This is a genomic window from Anaeromicropila herbilytica (genome assembly GCF_016591975.1).
GTDB classification, from domain to species: Bacteria; Bacillota; Clostridia; order Lachnospirales; family Lachnospiraceae; genus Anaeromicropila; species Anaeromicropila herbilytica.
In genome coordinates, this window is record NZ_AP024169.1 from 4587473 (window position 1) to 4601002 (window position 13530).

At 33.1% G+C, this 13530-nt stretch carries 12 protein-coding genes; all 12 read right to left on the reverse strand.

Annotation, left to right across the window (positions count from 1 at the left end; translation table 11 throughout):
* Positions 1-184 precede the first annotated feature (184 nt).
* Positions 185-457, reverse strand: a complete 273-nt coding sequence (locus bsdtb5_RS19460; RefSeq protein WP_271716147.1) for a winged helix-turn-helix transcriptional regulator — start codon at positions 455-457, stop codon at positions 185-187.
* Positions 458-560: 103 nt separating this feature from the next.
* Entirely contained in the window at positions 561-2210 is a 1650-nt protein-coding gene (locus bsdtb5_RS19465) for a peptide ABC transporter substrate-binding protein (protein ID WP_271713617.1), read from the reverse strand.
* Positions 2211-2487: 277 nt separating this feature from the next.
* Positions 2488-3468: an ABC transporter ATP-binding protein gene (locus bsdtb5_RS19470; RefSeq protein ID WP_271713618.1), complete on the reverse strand. Its 981-nt coding sequence runs from the start codon at positions 3466-3468 to the stop codon at positions 2488-2490.
* On the reverse strand, positions 3468-4478 hold the full coding sequence (locus tag bsdtb5_RS19475; protein WP_271713619.1) for an ABC transporter ATP-binding protein: 1011 nt from the start codon (positions 4476-4478) through the stop codon (positions 3468-3470). Before bsdtb5_RS19475 ends, bsdtb5_RS19470 begins: the two co-directional genes overlap by 1 nt.
* A 16-nt stretch (positions 4479-4494) precedes the next feature.
* Positions 4495-5502, reverse strand: coding sequence for an ABC transporter permease (locus tag bsdtb5_RS19480; RefSeq protein WP_271713620.1), 1008 nt, complete (start codon positions 5500-5502; stop codon positions 4495-4497).
* Between the two features lie 14 nt (positions 5503-5516).
* The gene (locus tag bsdtb5_RS19485; RefSeq protein WP_271713621.1) at positions 5517-6437 is read right to left on the reverse strand and encodes an ABC transporter permease; all 921 of its coding nucleotides are present in this window, start codon (positions 6435-6437) and stop codon (positions 5517-5519) included.
* A 387-nt stretch (positions 6438-6824) separates the two neighbouring features.
* Entirely contained in the window at positions 6825-8381 is a 1557-nt protein-coding gene (locus bsdtb5_RS19490) for an Ig-like domain-containing protein (protein ID WP_271713622.1), read from the reverse strand.
* A 173-nt stretch (positions 8382-8554) separates the two neighbouring features.
* Positions 8555-8815 (reverse strand): hypothetical protein, encoded by a 261-nt coding sequence (locus bsdtb5_RS19495; RefSeq protein WP_271713623.1) that lies wholly within the window; start codon positions 8813-8815, stop codon positions 8555-8557.
* Between the two features lie 130 nt (positions 8816-8945).
* Positions 8946-10448 (reverse strand): GNAT family N-acetyltransferase, encoded by a 1503-nt coding sequence (locus bsdtb5_RS19500; RefSeq protein WP_271713624.1) that lies wholly within the window; start codon positions 10446-10448, stop codon positions 8946-8948.
* A 409-nt stretch (positions 10449-10857) separates the two neighbouring features.
* On the reverse strand, positions 10858-12351 hold the full coding sequence (locus bsdtb5_RS19505) for a S41 family peptidase (protein ID WP_271713625.1): 1494 nt from the start codon (positions 12349-12351) through the stop codon (positions 10858-10860).
* Between the two features lie 166 nt (positions 12352-12517).
* Complete coding sequence (locus tag bsdtb5_RS19510) at positions 12518-12982, reverse strand: DMT family transporter (RefSeq protein ID WP_271713626.1); 465 nt, start codon at positions 12980-12982, stop codon at positions 12518-12520.
* Between the two features lie 6 nt (positions 12983-12988).
* Positions 12989-13429, reverse strand: coding sequence for a LytTR family DNA-binding domain-containing protein (locus tag bsdtb5_RS19515; RefSeq protein WP_271713627.1), 441 nt, complete (start codon positions 13427-13429; stop codon positions 12989-12991).
* Between the last annotated feature and the right edge of the window lie 101 nt (positions 13430-13530).

Genomic DNA, 13530 nt, shown 5'->3' on the forward strand with positions numbered 1-13530 from the left:
GCAATAAAAAAGACCTCATATGCAAATCCTCAAAAAAGACTTACAAATATAGGTCAGCTTCGAAATTATATTGATTTGTACTTATAATAACACAGTCACTTATAGAAAGCAAGACAATTCGTTCAAATAGATATGTTAATGTTTTACAAATTGTATTTATATAGTTATTTATCAACTTAATTCTCTATTTAATCTTTTCCAAACCCTCAGGATACTTAGCAAATATCATTGTTCCCCACGCTCTCATATTATCAAGATTCTCTACCAATTCTTTTCCTTCCGTTGTAAGACTATATTCTACACGTGGTGGTATTTCCTGATATTGAATTCGAGAAATTATATGCGCATCTTCTAGCTCTTGTAGACACCCTGTTAATACCATACTTGTGATGCCTGTTACTTCTCTTTTTAACTCATTATATCGAAGAGCATTAGCTTCACTTAGCTTCCATAGAATAGCTACTCATATACTGTCTTGACTGAATTTAACAAAAAAGCAGTGACTACATTTTTTGTAGTCTACTGCTTTTTAAAAAATTATATTATACTTGATTATTTAATTATTTAGATAATGAAGTATACATAAAGTATTTAAATCCTAATGGTGAGGAATAGAATCCTTGTAATTTATCTGATTTCAAATAAAGATCGGTATAATAATAGATAGGGATAATTGGCATTTCCTTTGCTAAGATGTCTTCAGCTTTATGCATTGCTGTATATCTTTCATTACGGTCTGTAGATGTCTTAACTGTCTTAATTAATGCGTCATAATCTTTATTAGACCATTTTGCATCATTATTTCCACCACCAGTTACCCACATATCAAGGAAGGAAATAGGATCATTATAATCTGCTAACCAACCATGACGAGCAATTTGGTAGTTACCACTTTTTCTAGTCTCTACAAATACATTCCAGTCTTCTGAGGTAATTGTCACATTAAGTCCAAGGTTTTCAGTCCACATATTTTGTACCGCTTCCATGATTGCTTCATGTCCTGGGTTCGTTGACAATTCAATAGATGGGAATCCTTTACCGTTAGGATATCCAGATTCTGCTAATAATTTTTTCGCTTTTTCAATATTTCCTTTATAATCTTTTAGATCATACCAAGGTGTTGCAGTATCATGGAATTGTTTGTTAGCGTCAGCATCTGCTAGTCCTGTAGCAACAAAAGTATCTGCTGGTTGTTGACCACCCTTAGCTACATTATCTACTAAATATTGACGATCAAGTGCTAATGAAAGCGCTTGTCTTACTTTAGGATCTGAGAATTCTTTCTTTGATGTATTAATACATAAGAAGTACGTACCTAATTGTCCTACGATATATAAACCTTTATCTTTCATTGCAGCGATTTCTTCACTAGGAAGGTCATCACCGAATAAGATATCTCCATTTTTGAATGCTGAAAGAATCGTATTTTGATCATCCATAAGAACAAAATTTATCTTATCTGGACCTAATTTATCTACATCGTAATAATTTTTATTTTGAACATAAACCATTTTAGCTTGGTGATCCCAAGAGTCTAATACATATGGACCATTTCCTACATAAGTCTTAGGATCTGTTGCCCAAGTATCTGGATTCTTACTTACAACATCTTCTCTTAATGGATATGTTGTTGGGAATGCCGCGATTTCAATAAAGTAAGTAGTTGGAGAAGTTAAAGTTACTTCAAATGTTTTATCATCCACTGCTTTAACTCCTAGTTCACTTGGATCTTTTTTACCAGCCATGATATCACTTGCATTCTTAACCATTTCAATCATGTAGTTATATTCTGAACCTGTTGCTGGATTCACTGCTCTTCTCCAAGAATAAACAAAATCATTTGCTGTAACAGGTTTACCGTCTGACCACTTAGCATCATCACGGATCTTGAAAGTATAAACTAGATTATCTTTGCTAACTGTATAGCTAGCTGCTTGACCATTTACAACTTCACCTTTGTCATTGATCTTCATTAATCCTTCAAAAGCATGATTAATTAAAGTTGCACCATCTACAGTAGTATTTAGTGATGGATCAATGGTTCCTGGTTCTGGACCAACTTGTACATTAAGATCAAATTCTCCGTTGGCTCCTGTATTGGCATTATTCTTTGTTGTGTCTTTTTTGGCACAACCAGCTAATGCAGTGGAAATAACCATAACAACTAAAAGTAAAATAGCTGTAGGCTTTTTAAAAATAACTTTATTCATTATTTCTTCCTCCTTGTATAGTTATTATTATTAGAATGTGCGATTTTACACATTTTTATTAAATTTTTATATAAATTTATATTTTTATGTCGAAGTAACTCAAAATTATTTTTACATATTTACCCATTCTTAAATGACACACTAAAAACCATGAGATACAAGTTATACATTGCATCTCACGACTTTTATTAATGAGCAATCAATTATGAAATTGAGTACCTTATTTTTTCTGTAAAGAGTGAAAGAAAATTCTTTTCACTCTTGCAAGTAAGCGAAATCACTTCACTAGATTATGACAAGCAGCAAAGTGCCCCTTATCGTATTCTTTAAGTTCTGGGGTTACCTGTGAACAGATCTCTGTCGCATGTGGACATCTTGTTCTGAAAGCGCAACCACTTGGTGGATTTAATGGACTTGGTATATCACCACTTAATACAATACGTTTTTTGCTACGACTTACCTTAGGATCTGCGATTGGAATTGCAGAAAGTAAAGTCTGTGTATATGGATGCATTGGATTCTTATATAACTCATGGCTATCTGTAAGTTCTACAAGATGTCCAAGGTACATAACTCCAATACGATTACTGATATGTTTTACAACCGAAAGATCATGAGCGATAAAAAGGTACGTAAAGCCTCTTTCTGCTTGAAGATCTTCTAGCATATTTACTACCTGCGCTTGAATCGATACGTCAAGAGCGGATACTGGCTCATCACACACAATGAATTCTGGTTCTACTGCAAGTGCTCTTGCAATACCAACTCTTTGTCTTTGCCCACCAGAGAACTCATGAGGGAAACGATTAGCATGCTCTTTGTTAAGTCCTACTGTCTCTAGAAGTTTATAGATTTTCTCTTTTCTTTCTTCCTTCGACCCATACATCTTATGAATATCAAGAGGTTCGCCAATAATATCACCAACGGTCATTCTTGGATCTAGTGATGCATATGGATCTTGGAATATAATCTGCATCTTTCTTCTATATGGAAGCATATCTTCATGCGTGATATCTTTTCCGTTATAGATAATCTGACCTTCTGTTGGTTCATGAAGTCTTAAGATTGTCCTACCTAATGTAGTCTTTCCGCAACCACTCTCTCCAACAAGACCAAGTGTCTCACCTTTTTTAATAAAAAGGCTTACATCATCAACTGCTTTTACATTTTTCGTTTTAAAGAATCCTTCTTTGATTGGAAAATATTTTTTAAGACCTTTGATTTCAATCAAATTCTCATTATTATTTGTTTGACTCATTATTTTCCACTCTCCTTCTCGAATTCTTCTTTTACATTCAACCAACAAACTGATTCATGATTCTCTCCAACATGGCACACTGGTGGTTTCTCTGTAAGACAAATCTTCATACAATTCTCACATCTAGGCGCAAATGCACAACCTTTTGGAGGATTAATCAAGTCTACTGGACTACCTTCAATCGGAACAAGTCTCTCATGATCATCTGCGTTTAACTTTGGAACTGACTTCAATAACCCTTTTGTATATGGATGCTTTGGATTGTAGAAGATATCATCAATACTTCCTCTTTCAATGATATTTCCTGCATACATTACTGCTACCTTATCACAGATCTCAGATACAACTCCAAGGTCATGTGTGATAAAGATAATGGACATATTAATCTTATCTTTTAACTCTTTCATTAATTCAACAATCTGAGCTTGGATTGTAACATCAAGTGCTGTAGTAGGCTCATCTGCAATTAATAACTTTGGATTGCAAGCTAATGCCATTGCAATCATAACACGTTGTCTCATACCACCAGAGAATTCATGAGGATATTGATTCATTCTCTTTTCTGGCTGGTTGATTCCTACTAATGTAAATAACTCTATGATACGATCTTTTCTTTGTTGTTTATTTAAATCGGTATGTTTTCTAAGTGACTCATCAATCTGATTACCTACGGTATATACAGGATTCAATGAAGTCATTGGATCTTGGAAAATCATACTGACATCTTTTCCTCTGATTTTTTGCATTTCTTTTTCGGCTAACTTGGTAATCTCTTTTCCATCAAATTGAATCGAACCAGAAACAATCTTTCCTGGTTCAGGAATAATTCCCATAAGTCCATAAGAAGATACTGATTTACCACTACCAGATTCCCCTACGATACCCATGACTTCCCCTTCCTCTAATTCATAGGAGATTCCACGAACAGCCTTAACTTCTCCTGCGTAGGTAAAGAAAGACACTTCTAATGAATCTACGCTTAATAAAGTTTTGTTCTTTGCTTCTGACATTTATCATGTCCTCCTTTTATTTTAGTCTTGGATCAAGTGCATCACGAAGACCATCACCAAATAGGTTAAATGCTAGAATAATAATACTAATTGTTGCTGCTGGAAATACGAGACGGTATGGATAGGAAGAGATTCCGTTAATTGCATCACTCGCTAAAGATCCTAAACTTGCTAATGGTTTACTTACACCAATTCCCAAGAAACTAAGGTACGCTTCTGTAAAGATTACTGATGGAATCTGTAGCATTGTAGTAACTACTAATTGTCCGATACAGTTAGGAAGTAAATGTTTCATAATTAATCTCTTATTGTTCGAACCAAGTGCACGTGCTGCATTCACGTATTCCATTTCTTTTAACTGTAACACTTGCCCACGTACAATTCTTGCCATACCAACCCAATATAATAATGCATATACGATAAACATCGCAATAATACCAGGTCCTAACACTTGTAGGCCACCAAGCATATTGCCAGAATCGAAAGCTTTTGTAAGTGGATCATCTAATACAATACGTAGAAGAATAATGATTAACATATCAGGTAAAGAATAAATAATCTCTACGATTCTCATCATAAAGGAATCTACTTTTCCACCAATAAGTCCTGAGACAGCTCCGTAGATTGAACCAATTACTAATACAAGTAAAGATGCACCAATACCAATAAATATGGAGATTCTTGCACCAATCATGGTACGAACTAATAGATCACGTCCTAAATTATCGGTACCAAATAGGTGTTTTAGAGAAGGAGTTAGATTCTCATCTCCTCTTATCTGTTGATCATACGTATACGGACTTAAAAATGGTCCAACAATCGCGAATAAAAGAACTAATATAATTACTACTAAAGATACCATAGCAATCTTATTCATCTTTAATCTTCTCCAAGCATCTCTCCAGTAACTTGTCTGCTCTCCAATGCTTGTCAATTTTTCTCTTTCTATATTTGAAGCAGGTGCAAAATCATCTGCTGTAACTTCAATTTGTGTACTAAATAACTTTTTATTGTTTATTATCATGATCTTGCTCCTCTCTATTTGGTTAATTTGATTCTAGGGTCAACAATCTTATAAAGAATGTCACACAATAAGTTCATTAGGATAATTAGTGTTGCAAGGAACACTGTAGTACCCATAATCATGTTGTAATCTCTGTTCTCAATTGACTTGATAAAGTATCTACCAAGACCAGGAATATTGAATACTTTCTCTACAACGAATGCACCAGTTAATGTATAAGCAACTAACGGTCCTATATATGTAATAACAGGAATCAATGAGTTTCTCATTGCATGCTTAAATGTTATTACAAATACACTCATACCTTTAGCTTTCGCCGTTCTGATATAATCTTGTCCCATTGCTTCAAGCATACTGGAACGTAATAATCTTGCAATATAGCACATTGGATAAAAACCTAATGTGAATACAGGAAGAATGTAACTACTAGGTTCATCTAACCCGTACGTCGGAAACCAACCAAGATTAATTGAAAAAATTAACATTGATGTTGTAGCAATAACAAATCCAGGAATTGCAATTCCTGCTGTTGAGAATACACGGATTACTCCATCTTGCCACTTTCCACGTTTTAATGCTGCGATACATCCTAGAGGAATACCGAATGCAATCGCAAAAAGAATTGATAATCCACCAATCTGTGCTGAGATTGGGAAGGAATCCTCAATAATCTTTGTAACTGGAACATTTTTTTGAATCTTTAAACTTACCCCAAGGTCACCATTTAACAATTGACCAATATATTTTCCATATTGAACATATATCGGTTTATCAAGACCATACTTCTCATTTAATGCAGCTTGTGCTATTTCATTGGTTTTCTCAGATGTAAATGGGCTACCTGGAACCAACTTCATTAAAAAAAACGTAATCGTTGCTGCTACAAATATTGTAAAGAGAGCTGCCATAATACGTTTCGCAATGTATTTTGCCATGAATTCAACCTACCTTCTCATTTTGCATAAATTTACCTGTTTTTAAGTATTTATTGATACTTTTTTATTCTAACTTATCATAACTTGATAAATAGTTAGTGTCAATGGTTTGGGTCATTCCAATTTTAGGATTCGACATTTTTTGTGATTTTTCATAATGTTTAACGGGGGAGGTAGAACTGAATTTTGTAGATTGTAACAGAGAAATATGTAATATTAGGAATATGAAATTATACGTACTTTCTATTGATTGTAAAACATACAATGTATCTTTATTATATAGTTTATAAATAAATCTCTAGAAATCTCTTATTAATTTTTTGTAAATACTCTTTGTATTTTATACACTAAAAAAGGATAACCAATTAAAGTTATCCTTTTTGTTTATTAATCTATTGATTTATAGGATTCTACCCACTTCTTTCCATTGTAGTAATACCCGTCATCTGTGTAACATCCACATGCTCTATAGTATTTTCCATCATAAGAAAATATAAAATATACTTCAGTTCTTCTATCAAACCACGTTGTGCTACCAATCACAGCAAAATTAACACTTTTCGACTTTCCTGGTTTCAAATCAATATAATTGCGATTTCCTGATAATTTCAAGTAACGGTCATATGTTTTATAATCATAGTCCAAAGAGTATGCCCCACTGGAATATATTCTTAATGTTTTCTTACCATAATTATGCACTGTGATATAGAAAGTATTTGTTCTAATACGATATTCATATAAATCAATCAAAAAATCTGGTGCAGCTCTTTTTACCACTACCTTACATTGTAACTTTCGACCCTTAACAGTAGCAGTTATAGTTGTGGTCCCAATCTTCTTAGCAGTCACCTTGCCCTTTGGTGAAACAGTTGCTATGGATTTATTACTTGATGCCCATCTTACATCTCCTGTAGCATGTGCAATTTTTAACGTAGCTGAATATCCATTCGTTATAGATACTTTTGTTTTACTAATCGTAGGATTTTTTACTGTAACTTTACAACTTAACTTGATTCCATTAGATATGACTGTAATTGTTGTTGTACCTTTTTTCTTCGCAATCACCTTTCCCCTCGGGGATATGGTTGCGACTGAAGGACTACTTGATGACCATTTTGTGGTACCAGATGCATGTGATAATAACAAAGTTGTAGAACTTCCTAAATATAATGTTACTTTTGACTTATTTATACTTGGATTTTTCACCGTAACTTTACAACTTAATTTTGTTTTACCTATTGTTGCTGTTATTGTTGCTGTTCCTTTTTGATTCCCCTTAACTACCCCATTAGAAGATACAGATACTACACTGTCATCGCTAGATTCCCATATTACAGAATAGCCTGATATTGTTGATGGCTCTGTAACAACCGTTAGATCAGTAGTATCTCCTAAACTCAATGTCATACTTTTATTTTTCAAAGTATATATTGGATCCCCTTCACTTCCAATTCGAATGGCTTTAATGGTAAAATCGTAATCCAATCCCATTATATCATTATTAACTAAGCATAACCTATATTTTCCCTTACTTAAGCTTGTTTTTATTAATAGATCTTCTGTTTCTGATGAATTAATATGTAATCTGCTTAAGACTTCTAGATTATTCTCATCATAAATGATAACATCAAAATCTTCTCCATATGTTCCTGTAAATTCATCCGTATCATCATCATAATCCCTTTCTTTAAAATTAATATTTAACTTAGACTCATGTTCGAGTGAAAAATCAAATGATTTCATTTGTTTTTCATCCTCTATTACTTCTCCCGACTCATCATAATTAGGTTCTAAGTCAGGGTCTTCAAATGAACCAACTTCACTCATAACTGTTGTTGTTTCTGCATGGGCTATCCTATTACTAAATCCCCCTATTATCAACACCATGCATAAAAAACTAAAAACTATTTTGATTTTTTTCCATCTTACTTTGTAATAATTCATTCCATTTCTCTCCTCATTTGTTAATTAGATTATTTAATCTTGTTTCATTAGCTTTTTCAAGCAATCGGACTATTATATAATGAATAATGCATAGAAAAACCCAAAAGGAGGAACGATGATTACATTTCCTTTTGGGATTTTACTTATTTGCTCTATATACTATCTTATTTATATTATCTACGCTCAATATCTCTTCGCTTGTCATCTGTACTTTCAATATATTTTTGTACATCTTCTAATGTAAGTTCAGGTCTTGAACTTAATATTTGATAGACTAATGCCAGCTTTGCTGTCTTACTGTCTTCTTCTAGCTTTCTTAATCTGTATTTGTTTCTTCTTTCGCCACCTTCTGAAATACCTACAATAGCTACGATAGTTACACAGATAATAAAAACAACTCCCATTATATATTCATCTCCATTCTTATATTCCATATTGTACCAATCCTTGCTGTTGTTATTATAAATGATTCAGGATTGTTTTACAAGTTTGAAAATACATTTTACTCATCTTATTGTTTTCCTTCACTCTCTATAATTAAGTGTAAAAAAATCGTGTTTAATTTTAAGACAAAAAGAATTGTTCTCTTGTTATTAGTAAATCAACCATTCCATTCTCTTGCGTAACCCTTTTAAATCCAACTGCTTCATGCAATCTTAACGCTGCAACTCTTGTTTCCTCGAAACAATTATGAACTGCTCTTGCATTAAGCTTTTCAAACGCAACTTCTAGCAATTGCCTTAAAGCTTCTTTGGAATATCCTAATCCTCTATATTTTGCTTCTATCACAACACCCATCTCATACCAATCTTTTTTCTGATTCTTATGTAGATTGACCTCGCCAAGAAATACTTCATCATATTTTCTAACAATATATGCATAGTAGTAGTTAGAAGGATGGGAGGTTTGATTTATCCAGGTCTGATACCAGTTCGACATATCTTCATCTAGAAATTGAATACATCCTGTAACACTGTCATACCCCTCATGGTTGATATTGCAGCCTTTATTATATTCCATTGTATCTGGTTGAAGCATAAGATTTTTACGATAATCTAATTCCTCATACTTTGGTATATGTAGATATACATCATTTATAATGTATTGGTCTACTGATACATCAATCTCAAGAATACCTTTCTTCGCATCTTCTAGGGTATTCTTTTCAGCTTTTCGTAATACTTCAATATAATCTTTTAACTTCTGATCTATTGGAATCTGTATACTTTCATAAGCTTTTCCAAATACATATGGATTCCCCATATCACAGGAGAAACTCATGTCACCATTTGGTCTAATAGCTAAAAATCCATAATTCAAAGTATATAGTTCCTCATTCTCATAATCAGCTATTATTTCTTTTATTTGTTGATAATTTTGTATATTAGGGTTGTCAATACGATTGGGATATTGCTCTTGCAGTAGCGTAATTCTTTTATGAAATTCTGCAAATGAATCTCTTGGAACAAGGAGCTTTTCATTCTCACTTTTCTCCTTGTCTGATTTGATTCCCAAGGTGCCAATCGGCGTAAACTTCATCATACAATGTTGAAAAGGTAGAAGTAGATTCGCAATGTTCTCTATCTCCTTCTGATAATCTTTGGCAAGAGTAATCTGTACATAGGTTGTAATCCCTTTCCTATCCATATATTCGATTGCATGCATCACCTTGTCAAAGCTATCCTTGCCAGCAATTGCTTGATGCTCTGTAGCATTAACGCCTAATAAACTGGTGAAATAGGTATCAAGATTCTTATAAGATGATAACTTCCGCAATCTGCTTTCGTTCATTCCAAGACTATTTGAGGCAAAGGAAAATGGAATCTCTAATTCTTCTATATAATAAAGAATCTCAAATATATCATTCCTCATTATCGGTTCTCCACCGGTAATAATTAGATATCTTCCGCCCTGATCTTTGAATTCTTTAATTATTTCTTTTATTTGATCCGTCGTCATTTCTGTAATATCATGATGTAGACCACCATCTAAATAGCAATGGTTACAGTGCTGATTGCAGGAATGTGTTAACTCTATGTAGAGTGTCTTAATTGGTAAATAGTTCATAACTAGTCCTCCAGTAATTTTAATCGGAGGTTACTTTAGAGTGCTTCCTCCATCCACTTTATTGGTTTTATTTAAAATCATTCTATCCATATTTATGTCTCCTTTCTGTTTTTATTTGATTAACAATTCGTATACACGGAAATATTTTGTATATTTTTCCATGTTTTTATCATAACATATTAAATAGCTTAATTCTATAGGTGTATTTCTTCTGGTAGCTGCTTATACCGTCATCATAAGATACAAACTATATTGTTTGCCTGATGCTTTCAAACAATAAACCATTTTCTAACCTGTCTATATCCTACTCTTTTAGTACAAACAAAGCCTGACATCTCTGCCAGGCTTTAATTCTAATCTTCTACTTCCAAGAAGTTCATACTAAAATAATTAGCTAGTTCTAATATAATCACTTACCTTCTATTATTTCATAGATCTTATCCAATGCCTTCTCTGAATCACAAACATAATCTGGAGTAATACAATTATCTTTATTATTTGAGTCCGCTCTGAAGAACTCTTTTGTAGATATCTGAGCGTAAATCTTCGCATTCGGAGTCTTAAATATTGAAACATCTCCATACCCATTTGGATTCTCACCTGGTATCTCACCAACAATCTTTCCAAGATGGTTATCTTGAATCCATTCAGCATACATCATAGCAGAGCTAAATGTATTAACAGAGGTGAGAATATATACATCTCCTTGGTACATAAGATTATCCTTCTTATGGTTTACTATACCTTTGTTGGAGTCGGGTATATATAAGAATCCCAATCTCCATTTACTAGATCCACCATAATATTTATCAATATTCAGATAACGAAGGAACTCATTTATTACTAAAGAGTTTCCTCCTCCATTTTCTCTTAAATCAACTGCTACATGCTTGATATTATTTTGTTTTACTTTTGCAAAGAATTTATTTAATGTATGACGATATACTTTATTAATTGTACAAGTGTCAATCGTCAATATACCTAAGGATGCTTCTTTATCTAATTTGTAGCGTACAAAGGATTGATCAGGCTTTGCTTTCTTATCGTCTTCCGAATTATACTTCTGATATTCATCATAAGTAACATAATCGTCTAATGTATAAGAATAATCCTTTTCTACCCCTTGATTTTCATAAGTATAAGTCGTGCCTTGACTTACATCAATCCCTAAAAATTCTAAACCTTCTAAACTGATTACGCAGGAATTTAACTTATCCATTGCTAGGCTTTCTAACTCATAACTGAAATAGTTCTTATGCGATGCAAATAAATCCTCTAATGCTACTCCATTAACCTTAACAAGCTTATCTCCTACATCTTCATGTTCCTTGTAGTATTTTAAATAATGCTTATCTTCAGAACACCAATAAGCAGTAGTATGTGCATCATGCAAGGAAGCAAGTAACTTCTCTAATTCCGTCCATACTGTAATTGTAGTAATATGGTCTGTGCTTTTTAGTTCCTTCAACACTTGTTGATATGCTCTCTCGATATCTTTTCTTGTTTCTTCCTCTGGTTTTCCTTTGATATAAATAGGGTGATCCTTTTTTAGATATCGATAGATTGTATCAATATCCTGCTTTGCCTGACGATATGTATAAGTTCGGTCTGCCTTTTCACTAATATAACTATCATTATGAAATGAAATGCTATTATAATATGGGTTGCAATATATTCCAAATAGTGTGATCAGAACAATTGCACCTTCTGCCACACCTAGTATTACATTATATCTAGTCTTTTTCTTCTTACTGATAATCTGTCTTGCCACCAGAATGATATCAATTAGAAGTAATGTTACAACTATCCAAGATGGTATTGATATTACCAAGAGATCAATTGCTATTAAGGCAATTGGAAGGAGTAAGAATAGCACTTCTCCTATCTTTTTTATAAATCTCATAGATACCTCCCTATATGCTTCATGATTGCTTCATGATTCATTTACTTTATAACAATTTGCGTTTTCCACTAGTTACCATATTATTACATAGTATTTTTATTAGTCAACTTTTATTATTCTTATATATGCAAACAGTTCAGCCATGTGGCTGAACTGTAACATCCTTCTACTCAATCTCACTAATTCTACTCTTTTTATATTCCTCAAGTCTTCTATTATACTTATTCGATACAGACTCTTTATAAACAAACCATATTGCTCCAACCATTCCTGTCATCCATAGAATCCATACAGAGAATCCTAGAAAATATCGAATCCCATCCAGCGGACCGTGTGGTGCAGAAGATTGAAAATAGATCAGTCCTAAGATATAGATCGAAATTACAAATAGAATCACTCGAACCTGTTCGGACATTTTTTCAAACACAACATTACTTATAAACAGAATTGCAACTCCTAATAGCCCACCAATATAGATCAACGTTTGTGTAATCGCTGGCATAGGAATAGAATCTCTTTCCTTTGAGAATACGCATATCAAATAAGCTATAAACATGGCAACCCCAAATAATACAAAGGCATACACCACCATTTCAATTAATTCCATCATTTTATCTTTAAACTTTTCCATATCCAATCACTCCATTCCAATAAACTTGTTAAACTCTTTTACATTTCTTCTGGATAATACTAATTTTTCTTGATTATTAAGGGTAAGCATCAGATTCCGATTAATCATTAAACTAATACGCTTAATGTACGTAACATTGACTATACAATTCTTAGATGCTCTGAAAAAACTAAGCCCTTGGAACATTGTTTCAATTTCATATAATCTTAATTTGCTTTCCAATACTCTGTTTTCTAGATAGACAAATGTCTTCTTCTCTACACTTTCTACATAATAAATGTCTTCTGGGCTCAGTAGCACTGTCTCTTGCTCTTCCTTAGCCATTAATACAAGGTCTATATTTTGAGCATAGTTTTTTATTTTCTTTATTTTATCATCCACTTCATGGCATTGTATAATGATCTCATCCTTATCCAATGATTCGTTAGTTGCGACTCCCACCTTCATTTCTGTCTCCTTTCAATTTCCAATTGGTAATATTAATATAGGCTATGTTCTATTCCTTTGCAATACCTCTTAGACTATGTGGTATATATGAAGATACTAAG